Genomic DNA, 15997 nt, shown 5'->3' with positions numbered 1-15997 from the left:
ACGGACTTTTGGATGGGCCCAACCGCTGACGCCGCTCGCACGAACGCAGTGCGACGACCGACGCCGACCTCCGGAGGAACCCATGCAGCGGTGGACCCGCCGCGCGCTGTCCGGCGCCGCCGTGGTCGGCGCCGCCGTCGCGCTGCTCGCCGTGGGAGCGGCCGGCAGCCCGCCGGCTCCCTCCGGCACCGAACCGGCCGGCAACGTCGCGCCGGACGGCTCGATCGCCGCGCTGCAAGCCGATCTCGAGCGCGTCCCCGGTGACTTCCGCAGCTGGACGGCCCTGGGCGGCGCCTATGTACAGCAGGCCCGGCTCACCGCCGACCCGAGCTACTACGCCAAGGCCGAGGGTGCCTTCGACAAGGCACTCGCGCTGCGGCCGGAGGACGACGGCGCGCTGACCGGTCAGGCCACCCTGGCCGCCGCCCGGCACGACTTCGCCGGGGCAGTCGCGCTCAGCGACCGGGCGCTGGCCGTCAACCCCGACAGCGCCACGACGTGGGCCGTCCGCAGCGACGCCCTCAACGAGCTCGGCCGCTACGACGAGTCGCTCGCGGCCGTGCGGCGGATGGCCGACCTGCGGCCGGGCGCCGACACCTCCAGCCGCGCGTCGTACGCCTTCGAACTGCGCGGCGACGTCGACCGCGCGCGGGCCGCACTCGAGGAGGCGGTGCAGCTGGCGAATCTGCCCGCCGACAAGGCATTCGCGCAGTACTACCTGGGCGAGCTCGCGTGGAACACCGGTGACGTCGAGGCGGCGAGGACGGCGTACGAGGCCGGTCTCTCGGTGGATCCTTCCTACCTGCCGCTGCTGGCCGGCCGGGCGAAGGTGCTGGCCGCACAGGGGGACACCACCGCTGCGCTCGGCGAGCTGCGCACGGTCGTCGAACGGCTGCCCGCGCCCGAATTCCTCGTCGCCTACGGCGAACTGCTCGAGGCGACCGGGCAGAGCGAGCAGGCGCAGGAGCAGTACGACGTGGTCCGCGCGACCCAGCGGCTGTTCGCGGCGAACGGCCAGGACGTCGACACGGAGTTGGCGCTGTTCGAGGCCGACCACGGGACGCCGGCGGCGGCGGTCGTCGCGGCCGAGAAGGCCCACGCGAAGCGGCCTCTGTCGATCTTCACCCAGGACGCCTATGCCTGGGCGCTGCACCAGGCCAGCCGGTCGGCGCAGGCACTGCCGATCGCCCGGCAGGCCGTCCGGCTCGGCCTGCCGTCGCCGGCCCTCTACTACCGGCTCGGCACGATCGAGGCCGCCGCGGGCGAGACCGCCGCGGCCAGGATCTCGCTGCAGAAGGCGCTCTCGATGAACCCGGACTTCGACCCGCTGCGCGCGCCCGAGGCAAAGGCCCTGCTGGGGTCGCTGCGGTGAGGCGCGCACTGCTCGGCTCGCCTGCGGCGAGGCGTGCGCTGTTGGTCCTGGTCGCCGGCGTCGGCCTGGCCCTGCTGCCGGCCGCGCCGGCGTCGGCGCACCCGCTCGGCAACTTCACCGTCAACACCGCCGACCAGCTGGTGGTGACCGCCGAGGGCGTCGCGGTCACGCATGTGGTCGACCTCGCCGAGATCCCGACGGTGCAGCTCGCCCAGGCCCGGGCGGGCGCCGACACCGACGGGAACGGCGCACTGTCGGCCGCAGAACTGACCGCGCACGCCGGCCGGGAGTGCGCGCGGATCGCGCCACTGCTGTCGCTCGAGGTCGACGGCGCGGCCGTGCCGCTGACCGTCGCCACATCGGTCGGCGCGGCGCGGCCGGGCACCGCCGGCCTGCCCACCACCCGGCTGACCTGCTCGCTGACCGGGTCCGCCCGTCCGACCTCGTCGGTGTCGTTCCGCGATCCGGTCGCGCTCGACCGCAACGGCTGGCGCGAGGTCACGGCAGGTTCACGGTGCGGTCCGCTGCAGGAGTCCTCCGTACCAGCGGACAGTCCCAGCGGACTGCTCACGAGCTATCCGGAGGACCTGCTCTCCTCCCCCGTCGACGTGACGACGGCGTCCTTCTCGGTCCGCGCCGGCGCGGCGTGCACGACCTCGGCGGCCGGGGCCGCGGGGCTCGAGGACGAGGTGGCGCCCCGCGGTGTCGACTCACTCACCCGCGGTTTCACCGATTTCCTGTCCCGGCCGGACCTGACGGCCGCCTTCGCGCTGCTGTCCCTCGGCGCGGCCGTGCTGTTCGGCGTGCTGCACGCGATGGCGCCCGGCCACGGCAAGACGGTGATGGCCGCCTACCTGGTCGGCCAGCGCGGTACCCGCCGGCAGGCGCTGCAGCTCGGTGCGGTGGTGACCTTCACGCACACCGCCAGCGTCCTGGCGCTGGGCGCGGTGCTGGCAGCGGGTGCGCTGGCCGCGCCCGAGCTGGTGGTGCCGGTGACCGAGGTGCTGTCCGGCGTCCTGCTGGCCGCCGTCGGCGGCTACCTGGCGGTGCTGGCGGTGCGCCGGCTGCGTGCGGCGCGTGAGCCCGGCGGACACGACCACGATCGCGGTCACCCGCACGCCGCCACAGCCGATCTCGGTGCCGCCGTCCCGCACCAGCACGCCGCTGGTGGCACCGAGAACACGAGTGGGCCGGGCGCCGGCGGGCTGGCCGTCGCAGTCCGGCCCGCCGGGCAGATACCTGCCGGCCACACACACGCCGGCCACACGCCCGCCGGCCACACGCACAGCCACGGCGGCCGGACGCACACCCATGCCCCGCTGCCGGACGGGCCGCTGTCCTGGAAGGCGCTGGCCGGCATGGGCGTCGCCGGTGGGCTGGTCCCCAGCCCGTCGGCCCTGCTGGTGCTGCTCAGCGCGAACGCTTTGGGCCGGCCGCTGTTCGGCGTACTGCTGGTCCTCGGCTACGGCCTCGGCATGGCCGTCACCCTCACCGCCGCCGGGCTGCTCCTGCTGCGCGCCCGGGCGGTGCTCGACCGCCGCGGCTGGACCGGCGGGCGGGCTGCTTCCTTCGTACGCCTGCTGCCCGTCACCACGGCCGGGATCGTGATCGTCGTCGGCGTCGGGCTGGTGCTGCGCGGCCTGGTGAGCGGCCGCGGCCTGCTCTGACCCCAGGCGCCCGGGTCACCGGCCCGTGGCGTCCGAGCAGGTGTGGCCCACACCGCGCGTCGCAGCCAGGTCCTGTCGCAGGCCACGCCTACCGTCCGACCCATGCCGGCCGCACCACCACCGACCGTCCCCCGTCAGCTTCCCGTCCAGGCGAGCTTCGACGAGTTGGGGACCCCGCTGCGGGAGACCACCTTCGTCGTCGTCGACCTCGAGACCACCGGCGGCTCCGCCCGCGCCTGCGAGATCACCGAGATCGGTGCGGTGAAGGTGCGCGGTGGGGAGGTGCTCGGCGAGTTCCAGACGCTGGTCCGGCCGGGCCAGGCGATCCCGCCGTTCATCGCCGTCCTGACCGGCATCACCGATGCGATGGTGGCCGGTGCGCCGCGGCTCGACGCCGCCCTGCCTGCCTTCCTCGAGTTCTCCCGCGGGGCGGTGCTGGTGGCCCACAACGCGCCGTTCGACCTGGGCTTCCTCGAGGCCGGCTGTGAGCGGCTCGACCTGCTCTGGCCGGCGCCGGACTGGCTCGACACGGCCCGGCTCGCCCGCCGGGTGCTGACCCGCGACGAGGCGCCCAACTGCAAGCTGTCGACCCTCGCGCCGCTGTTCCGGAGCACCACGACGCCCAACCACCGGGCGCTGTCCGATGCGCGGGCCACCGTCGACGTCCTGCACGGCCTGATCGCGCGGCTCGGCGGCCTCGGCGTGCACAGCCTGGAGGAGCTGCGGACCTTCTCCGCCCAGGTGACGCCCCAGCAGCGCCGCAAGCGCCACCTCGCCGACGCGCTGCCGACCGCCCCCGGCGTCTACCTGTTCCGCGACGGCCGCGGGCAGGTGCTCTACGTCGGCAAGAGCACCAACCTGCGCACCCGCGTCCGGACCTACTTCACCGCCAGCGAGACCCGTAGCCGGATGGCCGAGATGGTCGGCCTCGCCGAGCGGGTCGACCCGGTCGTCTGCAGCACTGCCCTGGAGGCCGAGGTCCGCGAGCTGCGGCTCATCGCCGAGCACAGCCCGCGCTACAACCGCCGCAGCAAGCGCCCGGACAAGGCGATCTGGGTGAAGCTGACGGTCGAGGCCTTCCCGCGCCTGTCCACGGTCCGCGCGGTGCTCGACGACGGGGCGCTCTACCTCGGGCCGTTCGGCCGCGCCGCCACCGCCGAGCTCGCCGTCGCGGCCGTCCACGAGGCGCTGCCGCTGCGCCAGTGCACCACGCGGATCTCCCCACGCCGGCCCACCGGTGCCTGCGTCCTGGCCGAGATGCACCGCTGCGGCGCCCCCTGCCGCGGCGCCGACGACGGCGAGTCGGTGCAGGCCTACTCCGCGCACGCCGCGGCCTACCGCGCCGCGGTCGTGGGCGACCCGGCGGCGGTGGTGGACACGTTGACCGCCCGCATCCGCGCGCTCGCCGCCGACGAGCGCTTCGAGGACGCCGCCGCCCAGCGGGATCGGCTCACCGCCTTCGTCCGCGCGGTGGCCAAGCTCCAGCGGCTGGCTGCCCTCACCGCGGTCACGCAGCTGGTCGCCGCCCGGCCGACCGCCGAGCTGGGCTGGGAGCTGGCCGTCGTCCGCTCCGGCCGGCTCGTCGCCGCGGGCACCGTTCCGCGTGGCGCCCGCCCCGGGCCGTACGTCGATGCGCTGCTGGCGACCGCCGAGACCGTCGTGCCCGGTCCGGGGCCGCTGCCCGCCGCCACCGCCGAGGAGGTGGAGTCCGTGCTGCGCTGGCTCGAGCTGCCGGGCACCCGGCTGGTCCGCCTCGACGGGACCTGGGCCTCCCCCGCCTTCGGCGCCGGCGGCCGGCGGGCCTGGCTGGAGGCGGCGCAGCAGGCGCGGGCGACCGCTCACCCGTTCGATGACCGGCGCGGCCTGCGCCCGCTGGCGCGGCCGGCGCGCGAGCCGGGGGCAGGCCCTGCGCCCCGCCCGCGCGCCCTGGGTCGGCTGCAGGACGTGTGCCCCGCACCGCCCGCGGATAGGTTGCCCAGGTGATCACCGCCATCGTCATGGTCAGCGCCGCCGTCGACTCGATCCCGGAGGTGGCCCAGCGCATCGCCGACCTCGACGGCGTCAGCGAGGTCTACTCCGTCGCGGGTGACGTCGACCTCGTCGCGATGGTGCGGGTGCGCCGGCACGAGGACCTGCACGAGGTGATCGCCGGGCGGCTGAACAAGGTCGACGGGGTCCAGGCCACGCAGACGCTCATCGCCTTCCAGGCCTACAGCAAGCACGACCTCGAGGCCACTTTCTCCCTCGGGATGGAGTCGTGACATCGCCGCAGTTCGCCGAGGTGAAGGACGGCAGCTTCGTCCGGCAGGCCAACCACTTCCGGGACCGGATCACCTCCGACGGCAGCAGCGGCTACCCGGTCGAGCCCGGCCGCTACGTCCTCTACGTCTGCCTGGCCTGCCCGTGGGCGCACCGCTCGGTGATCGTGCGCCGGCTGCTCGGCCTCGAGGACGCGATCGCGCTGCGCGTCGTCGACCCGATCCGCGACGAGAAGGGCTGGCGCTTCACCCTCGATGAGGGCGGCAGGGACCCGGTGACCAACGCGTCGTACGTGATGGAGCTCTACCAGCGCAGCGATCCCTCCTTCCAGGGCCGGGCCACCGTGCCGTTCGTCTGGGACACCACCAGCGAGCGCGTCGTCACCAACGACTACCCGCAGATCACCCTCGACCTGTCGACGCAGTGGACCTCGCTGCACAAGGCCGACGCGCCGGACCTCTACCCGGAGCACCTGCGCGAGGCGATCGACGAGATGTCCGAGGCGAACTTCCATGCGGTCAACAACGGCGTCTACAAGGCGGGGTTCGCGACGACGCAGGAGAGCTACGAGGCGGCGTACGACGCGCTGTTCGCCCGGCTGCACGCGCTCGACGAGCACCTCGCCGGCGAGCGGTACCTGGTCGGGCGGCAGCTGACCGAGGCCGACGTGCGGCTGTTCACGACGCTGGTCCGCTTCGACGCCGCCTACCACGGCCACTTCAAGTGCAACGAGCGCAAGCTGACCGAGTTCGCCCACCTGTGGCCGTACGCCCGCGACCTGTTCTCGACGCCCGGCTTCGGCGACACCACCGACTTCGACCACATCAAGCGGCACTACTACGCCACCCACGACAAGATCAACCCGACTCGGGTGGTGCCCAAGGGGCCGAACCTGTCCGGCTGGTCCGCGCCCCACGGCCGCGACTCCCTCGGCTCCTGAGGCCCACCGCGGCGCGCGGGCGCGGCTCCAGATGCGCTAGCTCCACTTCCCAGCCAGAAGTCAGCACTGCGCCTCCGAGGAAGTCCTCGCCCAGTTGCTCCTCGAGCCACAGCAGGTGCCGGACATCTCGGTCGTCGACCTCCGGGCTGAGCTTGACCTCCAGACCCAGCACCCGGTGGTCCTCGCGCTCCACGATGAGGTCCACTTCACGCTCCCCGCGCCAGGAGCGGAAGTGGCGCACGCGGGCCTCGGCAGCCTGCGCGCTGACGCGCACGACCAGTGTTGCCAACGACTCGAACAGGCCGTTTTGGGGGCGGCCGACCCGGTGAGCAGGAAGCGACCGGCTGAGGGGTCGTCGTCCACGGCCCGCCGCACCATGCCCCAGGACGTCGGCAGCCGCTGCCACTCGTCGACCAGCAGGGGGTCGGGGCCGCGCGCCAGCCGCTCGGGGTCCGCCGGGTCCGGTCATGACAACAACGTCATGACGCAACACACCTCATGGCGGGCTGATCAGCTGCCCGGACGGTGCAGCGGTTCTGGACCACTGGCCGAAGGGCGGAGCATCGGTTCTGCTCGCTCGGGCCGCGATCAGCTCCCGCCCGGCTGCCACTGCGACAGCCGGCTGCGATGCGTTGCTGAGGTCAGCGGCGAGGGCGCCGCGGCCTGTCGCCGCTTCTCGCCGGTGGCGGGGTGCCGCCGGTCGTGGATGTCAGGCAGGGTGCCGCCAAACCTGAGCAAGATCATCGGAACATCCACAGGACCCTGGCCCTGTGGATGTTCCGAAGATCTTGGTCTCCTGTCGGCCCAGGCCCGGCACGGCACGGCACACGCGCCGGTAGCGGCTGCCCGATCGCCCGACGTGCTGCCACGTCCGAGAGCCGCCGGTAGAGGCCGTGCGGTGCGGCCGCCGGGCTGCTCGCCGGGCTGCTCGCCGGGCTGCTCGATCCATCTCGGTGCCACGCCTGTGCTCGAAGCAGGCGGTGCTGGCACCGAGAACGTCGGGCACCGGGGCGGCGCCGGGCCGGGCCGGGCCGGGCCATCTTGGTGCCAGCGGCCCGCACAAGCGGGCGCTGCTGGCACCGAGAACTGTCGTGGCCGGGCCTCATAGGTGATGCTCCTACTGCACCCAGCGCGTGAGGTGGCTGCGGCGTCGTCACAGAGCCGGCAGTATCGCGCGTCCCGGCTCGGCCGCCGCCGGCTGTGATCAACGCCGGGGTTGCTCACTTCTGGTACGCCGGAAATGTGCGTGAGAACGGCGTTGATCACAGCATCGGTGACGCTCGCTGGCTTCAGGACGACTGCTGCGTAGGTGCCCTGGCTGTTCTGGCCACTCGGCACCGGCAGTGAGCAACCGAACCGGCGCCCCCACGCCGCCCCCACGCCGGGTCAGCGCAGCGAGAGGCTGACCGACACCCAGCGCTCGAGCAGGTCGCGGGCGGCACCGCCGTCCAGCGCCTGCGCGGCGCGGTCCCAGCCGTCCTCCAGGCGGGGCACCAGCGGGCCGTCGCCGCCGGCGTGTGCGGCCAGCGCGGCCGCGGCGTTGAGCAGCACGGCGTCGCGCACCGGTCCGCGGGCGCCGGCCAGCAGGTCCCGGGACACGCCGGCGTTGTGGGCCGGGCCCGCTCCACGCAGCTGCTCCAGCGTCGCCCGGGCGACGCCGAGGTCGGCCGGGTCGAACGACTCGCGGCGTACCGCCCCGCCCGACACCACCCAGACGGTGGACGGCCCCGTGGTGGTCAGCTCGTCCAGGCCGTCGTCGCCGCGGAAGACCAGCGCGTCGGCGCCGCGACGGGCGAGCACGTCCGCCATCACCGGGGCCAGCCGCGGGTCGGACACGCCCACCGCCTGCGCAGCCGGGCGGGCCGGGTTGGTCAACGGGCCCAGCACGTTGAACACCGTCGGCACCCCGAGGTCGCGGCGGGCCACGGCAGCGTGCCGCATCCCGGGGTGGAACACCGGCGCGAAGCAGAACGCGATGCCGGCTGAGGCCAGACACGGTCCGATCGCGGCGGGCGGGAGGTCGACCACCACCCCGAGCTGCTCGAGCAGGTCGGCCGACCCGCAGGCCGAGGAGGCGGCGCGGTTGCCGTGCTTGACGACCGGCACCCCCGCACCGGCCACCACCAGCGCGGCCATCGTGGACAGGTTGACGGTGTTGGAGCGGTCCCCGCCGGTCCCGCAGGTGTCGACGACGCGGCCGGGGACGGTCACCGGCGCCGCCTCGGCCAGCATCACCTCGACCAGCCCGGCGACCTCCTCGGGCGTCTCCCCCTTGGCCCGCAGCGCGACGACGAAACCGGCGACCTGCGCAGGGGTGGCCTCACCGGCCATCACCTCACCCATCGCCCAGCCGGTGTCGGCGGCGGTCAGGTCCTGGCCACGGAGCAGGGAGGCCAGCAGCGCCGGCCAACCGGGGGCTGCCACCGGTGTCAGTGGACGGCGCGGCGCACCGGCAGGCCGGCCACGCGCCGGCGCAGCAGCTCGGCCAGCGCGTCCGTCAGCTCCGGCGCGTCGATCGGGTGCGGGACCACCGCGTCGGCCTGCGACCAGGTGGCCAGCCACCGGTCGTCACGGCGGGCGATCAGGACCAGGACCGGCGGGCAGTCCGCCAGCTCGTCCTTCATCTGCTTGGCCAGCCCCATGCCGCCGGTCGGCCAGGCCTCCCCGTCGAGCACGACGGCATCCACCCCGCCGGCGTCGACCGCTGCGACCACCTGCTCGCCGGTCGTGCACTCGACCCACTCCACCCGGCCGAGGTCGGCGGCCGGTCGCCGCCCCACCGCGCCCCGGATCTGGTCGCGCACCGCCGGGTCGTCGCTGTAGACGACGACGCTGTGGCTGCTTGCGGACGGGCTCGGCGAGGCGGGAGTGGCCGGGTCGCTCATGGCGGTGATCGTACGGGCGTGTCGAGCCGGTCGAGCCGGCGGTCCTCACGCTGCGCCTCGCGTTCACTGGCCCGCATCCACTGGGTGACGAGCACGGCGAGGAACAGCAGGCCGATGATGTCGCCGGACGCCCACAGCAGCCCGCCACCGAGCTGCTGCTGGAAGACCGCCTCGTCCAGCGTGTGCAGCGCCAGGTAGTGGTCGGGCGAGAGCAGCCCCCGCCCGTCGGGCTCGACGCTCATGATCGCCACGCCGAGGAAGGCGTGGAAGGGCAGCGTCGTCCCGACCAGCAGCAGCCGGAACGGGTGGGCGCCCCGGCCGGGGACAGGGTCGATGCCGAGCAGCGGCCAGAAGAACAGCGCCCCCACGGCCAGGAAGTGCAGGTGCAGCAACTCGTGCAGCACCCGGCTGTCCAGCGTGGCTTCGTACCAGCCGGAGAAGTAGAGCGCGAACGGGCTGGCGACGTAGAGCATCCAGGGGATCAGCGGGAAGCCGACGAGCCGCGCGACGCGCGAGTGCAGGACCGCCAGGACCGCCCCTCGCGGGCGCCGGGGCAGGGTGCGCAGGGCCAGGGTGATCGGCGCGCCGAGGGCCAGGAAGACGGTCGCGACCATCGACAGCAGCATGTGCTGGACCATGTGGACGCCGAACAGGCTCACGTCGTACGCCGCCAGGCCGGACAGCGTGGCCAGCGCGACGGTGCCCAGCCCACCGACGAGGAAGGCCAGCGTACGGGCGACCGGCCAGGCGTCGCCGCGGGCGCGCAGCCGGTGCACGCCGTAGAGGTAGCCGGCGGCCGGGAGCAGGACGAGCAGCAGCGGCAGGACCTCGGGACGGGCCTGGGTCAGCAGGACGCCCGGGGTGAAGGCCGGCAGGCCGTCGCGGTGCGCCAGCACCGCCGTCGAGGAGTACGCGAGGACGCCGGCCACCGCTGCAGCTTAGGTCCGGCCGACCGCCCCGGCGTGGCGGACGGCCCCGCGTGGAGAGGTACGCCGGGGCCTGCCATCATGTTCGCGTGACTGCTGCACCCGCCCTCGAGAAGCTGCCGGCTCACGGATCCCTGACGCGCCCGAACATGGTCAGCGTCGGCACGATCGTGTGGCTGTCCTCCGAGCTGATGTTCTTCGCGGCGCTGTTCGCGATGTACTTCACGATCCGCTCGGTGCAGGGCGCCGAGGTGTGGGCGGAGGCCACCGAGGTCCTCAACGTCCCCTACGCCCTCGTCTTCACGGTGATCCTGGTGGCGTCGTCGGTCACCTGTCAGTTCGGTGTGTTCGCGGCCGAGCGCGGCGACGTCTACGGCCTGCGCAAGTGGTTCGCGATCACCCTGGTCATGGGGCTGGCCTTCGTGCTGGGCCAGCTCAACGAGTACCGCGAGCTGGTCACCCACGAGCACCTGACCATCGCCTCCGCGCCGTACGGCTCGGTGTTCTACCTGACGACCGGCTTCCACGGTCTGCACGTGATCGGCGGCCTGTTCGCCTTCGTGATCGTGCTCATGCGCTCGACGGTCGGCCGGTTCTCCCCGGAGAAGGCCACCAGCGCGATCGTCGTCTCGTACTACTGGCACTTCGTCGACGTCGTGTGGATCGGCCTGTTCGCCGCGATCTACATCATCCAGTGACGACCGCACAGAATCGGACACCCGTGACAACCTCCTCCACCGCGCGGGCCCGGCGCCGGAGCCCGGTCAGCGGCTACGCCGTCGTCCTGCTCGCGCTGAGCCTGGTCGGCACCCTCTACACCGCCTTCGGCGCGCCCTCCAGCGAGGCGCAGGTCACTCCGCGGAACCAGTCGACGGCGGCCGCGGAGGGACGCGAACTCTACCTCACCGGCTGCTCGACCTGCCACGGGCTCAACCTCGAGGGCGGCGCCGGCGGGCCGTCGCTGATCGGGGTGGGCGCCTCGTCGGTCATCTTCCAGATGGAGAGCGGCCGGATGCCGCTCAACGCCGGGCTGCAGCAGGCGCCGCGCAAGACGCCGAAGTACGACCTCGAGCAGATCGACCAGATCGCGGCCTACATCCAGGCCAACGGCGGCGGACCGACCGTGCCCCGCGGAGACCTGACCGACGGCGACCTGCAGCTGGGTGGCTCGCTGTTCCGCACCAACTGCGCGAGCTGCCACAACTTCGCCGGCTCCGGCGGGGCGCTGACCTTCGGCAAGTACGCCCCGGAGCTGAAGTCGGCCAGCCCCCGCGTGATCTACACGGCGATGCAGTCCGGACCGGAGAGCATGCCGCGCTACGGCGACAACCAGCTCACGCCGGAGGAGAAGCGGGCCATCACCCGCTTCGTCCGCTACATCACGCAGGAGGCCGAGAACCCCGGCGGCGCCAGCCTGGGCCGCTATGGCCCGCTCACCGAGGGCCTGGTCTCCTGGATCGTCGGCATCACCGCCCTCATTGTCCTCACGCTCTGGATCGGTGCCCGCGCATGACCGAGAACACCGGGGGCCAGCAGCCCTCACCGCCGACCACCCAGACCTCCGCCGAGGCCGCCGGCTCGATCCGTGAGCGGCTGGCCGCGCGCCCGACCGATCAGGCCAACAGGGGCGGCGACAACCGCGACTCCGGCGTGCACGAGAGTGACTTCCAGCAGACCGACAGCCGCGCCGCGATGCACGCCGCCGTCGGCGACGAGGAGCAGCGCAGCGCCGGCCACGGCCCGCAGCCGGTCGCGACGCCCGCCGGGCACCGCGACCTCACCCCGGCCGAGGCCCGCTCCGCCGAGCGCAAGGTCTCCGCGCTGTTCCTGCTGTCGGTGGTCGGTGTCGTCGGGTTCCTGGCCACCTACGTCCTCGGCGAGTGGCGCTACGACGAGCCCGGCAACTTCTACTACACCCGACTGCTCGGCAGCTTCATGGGGCTGGCGCTGTTCGGCATCGGCGCGGGCGCCGTGCTCTGGGCCAAGCTGCTCATGCCGGACGAGGAGGCGGTCCAGGAACGCCACCCGTTCGGCTCGGCGCCGGAGGAGCGCGCGGCGGCCGCCGAGGCCCTGAAGGCCGGTCTCGGGCAGGCCAACATCGCCCGCCGTCCCCTGCTGCTCGGCTCGCTCGCGCTCGGCGGTGGCGCGCTGGCGCTGCTGCCCGTCCCGCTGCTGTTCAGCATGGGCCCGTACCAGCACAAGGAGCGGGTGCTCGCCACGACCGGCTGGAAGCAGGGCGTGCGCCTCATCCGCCAGAACGGCACACCGGTCAAGCTCGGTGACCTGGTCATCGGCGCCGTCGAGAGTGTCTTCCCCGACGTCGATCACGGCACCAAGCTGGCCGACTCCCCCGCGCTGCTCATCCGGATGCGGCCGGAGGAGCTCGAGCTCACCGGGCAGGCGGAGACGTGGGCCTACAGCGGCCATGTCGTCTACTCGAGCATCTGCACCCACCTGGGCTGCCCGGTGAAGCTCTACGAGCAGCAGACGCACAACCTGTTCTGCCCGTGCCACCAGTCGACGTTCGACGCGGCGCACGGCGCGAAGGTGATCTTCGGACCGGCCGCCCGGGCGCTGCCCCAGCTGGCCATCTCGGTCGACGAGGACGGATATTTCGTGGCAGAGGGCGACTTCGCCGAGCCCATCGGACCGAGCTACTGGGAGCGCGGATGAGCCACGAGCAGAAGCGGACCGATCGACTGGCCCGCGGGATCGATGACCGGCTCGGCTCCTCGAACTTCGTGCGCCGCAGCGTCAACAAGGTCTTTCCGGACCACTGGTCGTTCATGCTGGGCGAGATCGCGCTCTACACCTTCGTCATCCTGCTGCTGACCGGCACCTATCTGGCGTTCTTCTACACCCCCTCGCTCAGCGAGGTCGTGTACGACGGCAGCTACATCCCGCTCCAGGGCGTCACCATGAGCGAGGCGTACGCCTCGACGCTGGAGATCAGCTTCGACGTGCGCGGGGGGCTGGTCATCCGCCAGATCCACCACTGGGCGGCGCTGCTGTTCCTCGCCTCGATCGCGGTGCACCTGATGCGCGTCTTCTTCACCGGCGCGTTCCGCAAGCCGCGTGAGCTCAACTGGGTGATCGGTGTCGGCCTGCTGCTGATGGGCATCGTGGAGGGCTTCGCCGGCTACTCGCTGCCGGACGACCTGCTGTCCGGCACCGGCGCCCGCATCGCCTACGGCATCGCGCTGTCGATCCCGGTCATCGGTACCTGGCTGGCCTTCCTGGTGTTCGGTGGCGAGTACCCCGGCACCGAGTTGCTGGACCGGCTCTACATCGCGCACGTCTTCATCGTCCCGCTGCTGCTCCTGGGCCTGATCACCTTCCACCTGATGATGATCTGGTACCAGAAGCACACCCAGTTCGCCGGACCGGGTCGCACCGAGGACAACGTGGTGGGCTCGCGCCTGTATCCGGCCTACGCCGCGAAGGCCGGCGGGTTCTTCTTCCTCGTCTTCGCCGTCCTGGCCGTGATGGGGGGGCTCCTGCAGATCAACCCGGTGTGGCTCTACGGCCCCTACGACGCCTCGCAGGTCACCGCCGGCTCACAGCCCGACTGGTACATCGGCTTCCTGGACGGCTCGACCCGGCTGATGCCCAACTGGGAGACGGTGGCGTTCGGCTACACGCTCTCGTGGAACGTGCTCCTCCCGACCATCATCATGCCGGGCGCGATCTTCACCGCGATGTTCTTCTACCCGTGGCTCGAGGCCCGCTTCACCGGCGACCGCGCCTACCACAACCTGCTCGACCGGCCGCGCGACGTCCCGACCCGCACGGCCATCGGCACGATGTCGCTCACCTTCTACATCATCCTGTTGATCGCCGGTGGCAACGACGTGATCGCCTCGGTCTTCCAGATCAACCTCAACCACATGACGTACGCGCTGCGGGCCTCGCTGATCCTGCTGCCGCCGCTCGTCTACGTGATCACCAAGCGCTGGTGTCTGGCGCTGCAGCACAGCGACGAGGAGCTGCTGCACCACGGCATCGAGTCCGGGACGATCCGGCGGCTGCCCTCCGGCGAGTTCGTCGAGGAGACGGTGCCGCTGCCGGTGCCGTACCGGCTCGCACTGAACCGGGTCGAGCCGGACCAGGCCGCCATCGGGGAGCACACCGACCCGCACGGCCCCGGCTACGGCGCGGTGGAGCTGCACGAGAACGAGCCCGAGAAGGTCAAGGGCTTCTTCCGCGCCAAGCGCCGCAGCGACGACCCGGCACAGACCTCGCTGCCGCGCCCCGAGTCCGCCATGGTCGAGACCGGCAGCAGGGCCGCCGAGCCGGAGTAGCCCGCCGGCGGGCTGGCGGCGGGTGGCCGTCGGCAGCCGGCAGCCGGCGGCGGCCGATGCGGGGAAGCCGCGGCGGTCGCGGCGTCAGACCTTCTCGGGGTAGAGCGAGTAGGCCGGGAAGTTGCCGTAGACCTGCCCCTCCCCCTCCGTCACCGCCTGCACGAGCAGGTCACCGCCGACGAACGCGCCCTTCCAGGACGCGCCCTTGCCGCCGAACACCTCCTCGCGGTCACCCCGCGAGCGCGGCTTGTTGATGCCGACCTTGAAGGCCTGCAGCTCCTCGGCGATGCGCGCACCGAAGTCGGCGTCGTCGGTCGCGACCGAGCCCACCAGGCAGCCGTTGGAGGCGTTCATCGCGGCGAGCAGCTCGGCGTGGCTGTCGACCAGCACGATCGAGTCGAGCGGTCCGAACGGCTCGGCGTGCCGCAACGCCCAGGACGGCGGCGGCTCCAGCACGCAGGCAGGCGCGACGTACGCGCTGGTGTCCTGACCGTCGAGGAAGCGACCCTGCTCGAGGGTGCCGCGGTAGAGCGGGATGCCCTTGCCGGCGACGGCGGTGTCGAAGTGCTCGCGCAGCTCGGCGGCCTTGGTGGCGTGGATGACCGGGCCGAAGTTGAGGACCGGGAAGTCGTCGTTCGGCCCCTCGACGGCCAGCGGGTGGCCGAAGGACAGGCTCCTGACCACCGGCAGGTACATCTCGAGGAACTGCGGGAGCAGCTCGCGCTGCACGGCGTACCGCGGGTAGGCGGTGCAGCGCTGCTTGGCGTAGTCGAAGCCCTTCTTCAGGTGCGTCGCCAGGCTGTCCCAGTCGGAGAAGTCCCAGACACCCCAGACGTTCAGGCCCTCCTGCTCGAGCAGGTGCCGCTTGCCGGTGTCGGCCAGGGTCGTGGCGGCCTTGCGGCCGTTGGCCCGGCCACCGACGAAGGCCAGCGCGCCGATCTCCGGCGAACTGATCAGCGCGTCACCGAGGGCCGCGCCGACGCCGGACAGCAGGGTGACCGGCAGGCCGGCGCGCTTCATGAAGGCGTGCGCGAGCGTGAGGGTGTGGAAGCCGCCCTGCGAGGGCGTCTTGGCGACCACGCCGTTGCCGGCCAGGCACTGCACCAGCTCGGCGTGCACCTGCACCGACATCGGGTAGTTCCACGAGGCGATGTTGCTGACCGGGCCCGGCAGCGGCGAGCGGCCGGCGAGCTGGCGCTCGATCTGGCCGAGGTACCAGTCGACGCCGTCCAGGGCGCGGTCGACGTCGTCACAGGCGAGCTTCCACGGCTTGCCGATCTCCCAGACCAGCAGCAACGCCAGGGTCTCGCGGTGCCGGCGCATCTCGGCGACGGCGGCGGCCACCCGGCTCTTGCGCTCGTCGAGATCGACCTCGGCCCAGGCCTTGTGCTCACCCGCAGCCTGCTGCACGGCGTGCACCGCCTCGTCGTGCGAGATCCGCGGCGGACCCTGGATCGTGCTGCCGTCGACGGGGGTGACGTGCGTGCCGGGCTCGCCGGTGCGCTTCCACTCCCCGCCGGACAGGTTGAGGATCCGGTCGGCGTCGAAGGCCTCCGGCGCAGCGGTGCGCGCCAGGGCGTACACCTCGTCCCAGCTGGTACCGGGCTTGAGCGAAAGCGTCACGATCTCCCTCTTCTCGTACGGCGT

The 15997-nt window shown here is 72.7% G+C and carries 13 protein-coding genes; 9 read left to right on the top strand and 4 right to left on the bottom strand.

The window, feature by feature from the left end; all coding sequences use genetic code 11:
- Positions 1–82: 82 nt before the first annotated feature.
- The 5 genes from WD794_05355 (at position 83) to WD794_05335 (ending at position 6238) form a co-directional block, all read left to right on the top strand.
- The gene (locus tag WD794_05355) at positions 83–1372 is read left to right on the top strand and encodes a tetratricopeptide repeat protein (GenBank protein MEX2289738.1); all 1290 of its coding nucleotides are present in this window, start codon (positions 83–85) and stop codon (positions 1370–1372) included.
- Positions 1369–3039, top strand: a complete 1671-nt coding sequence (locus WD794_05350; protein ID MEX2289737.1) for a hypothetical protein — start codon at positions 1369–1371, stop codon at positions 3037–3039. The genes WD794_05355 and WD794_05350 overlap by 4 nt, the downstream gene beginning before the upstream one ends.
- Positions 3040–3141: 102 nt before the next feature.
- On the top strand, positions 3142–5022 hold the full coding sequence (locus tag WD794_05345) for a DEDD exonuclease domain-containing protein (GenBank protein ID MEX2289736.1): 1881 nt from the start codon (positions 3142–3144) through the stop codon (positions 5020–5022).
- The gene (locus WD794_05340; protein ID MEX2289735.1) at positions 5019–5300 is read left to right on the top strand and encodes an Lrp/AsnC ligand binding domain-containing protein; all 282 of its coding nucleotides are present in this window, start codon (positions 5019–5021) and stop codon (positions 5298–5300) included. Before WD794_05345 ends, WD794_05340 begins: the two co-directional genes overlap by 4 nt.
- Complete coding sequence (locus WD794_05335; GenBank protein ID MEX2289734.1) at positions 5297–6238, top strand: glutathione S-transferase C-terminal domain-containing protein; 942 nt, start codon at positions 5297–5299, stop codon at positions 6236–6238. The genes WD794_05340 and WD794_05335 overlap by 4 nt, the downstream gene beginning before the upstream one ends.
- A 1386-nt stretch (positions 6239–7624) precedes the next feature.
- Here WD794_05335 and trpD read toward each other — a convergent pair.
- Genes trpD through WD794_05320 form a run of 3 tightly spaced genes read right to left on the bottom strand, consistent with a single transcriptional unit; the run spans position 7625 to position 10052 of the window.
- Entirely contained in the window at positions 7625–8662 is a 1038-nt protein-coding gene (trpD, locus tag WD794_05330) for an anthranilate phosphoribosyltransferase (protein MEX2289733.1), read from the bottom strand.
- A gap of 5 nt (positions 8663–8667) precedes the next feature.
- Complete coding sequence (locus WD794_05325) at positions 8668–9123, bottom strand: hypothetical protein (GenBank protein MEX2289732.1); 456 nt, start codon at positions 9121–9123, stop codon at positions 8668–8670.
- Positions 9120–10052, bottom strand: coding sequence for a cytochrome c oxidase assembly protein (locus WD794_05320; GenBank protein ID MEX2289731.1), 933 nt, complete (start codon positions 10050–10052; stop codon positions 9120–9122). The genes WD794_05325 and WD794_05320 overlap by 4 nt, the downstream gene beginning before the upstream one ends.
- 146 nt (positions 10053–10198) lie before the next feature.
- Between WD794_05320 and WD794_05315 the strand changes: the two genes are divergently transcribed.
- Genes WD794_05315 through WD794_05300 form a run of 4 tightly spaced genes read left to right on the top strand, consistent with a single transcriptional unit; the run spans position 10199 to position 14350 of the window.
- Entirely contained in the window at positions 10199–10747 is a 549-nt protein-coding gene (locus WD794_05315; GenBank protein ID MEX2289730.1) for a heme-copper oxidase subunit III, read from the top strand.
- Positions 10748–10770: 23 nt separating this feature from the next.
- Positions 10771–11562, top strand: a complete 792-nt coding sequence (locus tag WD794_05310; GenBank protein ID MEX2289729.1) for a cytochrome c — start codon at positions 10771–10773, stop codon at positions 11560–11562.
- Positions 11559–12722, top strand: coding sequence for a Rieske 2Fe-2S domain-containing protein (locus WD794_05305; protein ID MEX2289728.1), 1164 nt, complete (start codon positions 11559–11561; stop codon positions 12720–12722). The genes WD794_05310 and WD794_05305 overlap by 4 nt, the downstream gene beginning before the upstream one ends.
- On the top strand, positions 12719–14350 hold the full coding sequence (locus WD794_05300) for a cytochrome bc complex cytochrome b subunit (protein MEX2289727.1): 1632 nt from the start codon (positions 12719–12721) through the stop codon (positions 14348–14350). The genes WD794_05305 and WD794_05300 overlap by 4 nt, the downstream gene beginning before the upstream one ends.
- A gap of 84 nt (positions 14351–14434) precedes the next feature.
- Here WD794_05300 and WD794_05295 read toward each other — a convergent pair whose 3' ends face one another.
- Entirely contained in the window at positions 14435–15973 is a 1539-nt protein-coding gene (locus tag WD794_05295) for an aldehyde dehydrogenase family protein (GenBank protein MEX2289726.1), read from the bottom strand.
- Positions 15974–15997 lie beyond the last annotated feature (24 nt).

It is taken from the genome of Mycobacteriales bacterium, from assembly GCA_040902655.1.
Lineage (GTDB): Bacteria > Actinomycetota > Actinomycetes > Mycobacteriales > SCTD01 > SCTD01.
This window is presented reverse-complemented; position numbering and strand designations above follow the sequence as displayed.